The organism is Pseudomonas sp. P5_B2 (assembly GCF_056400445.1).
In genome coordinates this window covers 1-1,020 of sequence record NZ_JBFULH010001091.1, presented here as the reverse complement: position 1 = coordinate 1,020, position 1,020 = coordinate 1, and the positions used below count along the sequence as shown (strand labels likewise).

2 protein-coding genes and 1 pseudogene are annotated in these 1,020 nt (G+C 53.3%); all 3 read left to right on the top strand.

All coding sequences use genetic code 11. The annotated features are described in order from the left end of the window. A pseudogene (rpsL, locus tag AC1DRJ_RS29390) lies at nucleotides 1-167 on the top strand (30S ribosomal protein S12); the annotation flags it as partial. Nucleotides 168-285: 118 nt separating this feature from the next. Further along, nucleotides 286-756, top strand: a complete 471-nt coding sequence (rpsG, locus tag AC1DRJ_RS29385) for a 30S ribosomal protein S7 (RefSeq protein ID WP_477805216.1) — start codon at nucleotides 286-288, stop codon at nucleotides 754-756. Nucleotides 757-786: 30 nt separating this feature from the next. After that, the coding region (locus AC1DRJ_RS29380) for a GTP-binding protein (protein WP_477805215.1) at nucleotides 787-1,020 on the top strand (234 nt) is incomplete at its 3' end.

The window sequence follows — 1,020 nt, the reverse complement described above, 5'->3', positions numbered from 1 at the left end:
GTGAAGGCCACAACCTGCAAGAGCACAGCGTGGTGCTGATCCGCGGCGGTCGTGTAAAAGACTTGCCAGGTGTTCGTTACCACACCGTACGCGGTTCTTTGGATACTTCCGGCGTTAAAGGTCGTAACCAGGGTCGTTCGAAGTACGGTACCAAGAAGCCTAAGTAGTAGCGGCTTTTTGTAAAAACTGATTTTCTATTTTTCTGAGTCGATAAGAGTAAGGTCGGAGGCGTCCCGTACGGGCACCGATTCCGAGCGAACCTGAAGACCGTTTGAGGGCTTATCCATGCCAAGAAGACGCGTATCAGCCAAGCGCGAAGTGCTTGACGATCCAAAATACGGCAGCCAGATCCTGGCCAAGTTCATGAACCACGTAATGGAAAGCGGCAAGAAAGCCGTTGCCGAACGTATCGTTTATGGCGCGCTGGAAAAAGTTAAAGAACGCAAGAACAGCGATCCCCTGGAAATCTTCGAGAAAGCTCTCGACGCCATCGCTCCGCTGGTCGAAGTAAAGTCGCGCCGTGTAGGCGGTGCTACTTACCAGGTTCCGGTCGAAGTTCGTCCGTCCCGTCGTAACGCTCTGGCAATGCGCTGGTTGGTAGACTTCGCCCGCAAGCGCGGCGAGAAGTCTATGGCTCTGCGTTTGGCTGGCGAACTGTTGGACGCCGCTGAAGGTAAAGGTGCTGCAGTTAAGAAGCGTGAAGACGTGCACCGTATGGCTGAAGCCAACAAGGCTTTCTCGCACTACCGCTTCTAATTTTAGCGTCACTAATTTTGCGAGGGCTTTATGGCTCGTACAACACCGATTAATCGCTACCGTAACATTGGTATCGTTGCACACGTGGATGCTGGTAAAACCACCACCACCGAGCGCGTCCTTTTTTACACTGGCAAAAGTCACAAGATGGGCGAGGTGCATGACGGCGCCGCGACCACAGACTGGATGGTTCAGGAGCAGGAGCGTGGTATTACCATTACTTCTGCTGCTATTACCGCCTTCTGGCAGGGTTCCGAGAAGCAG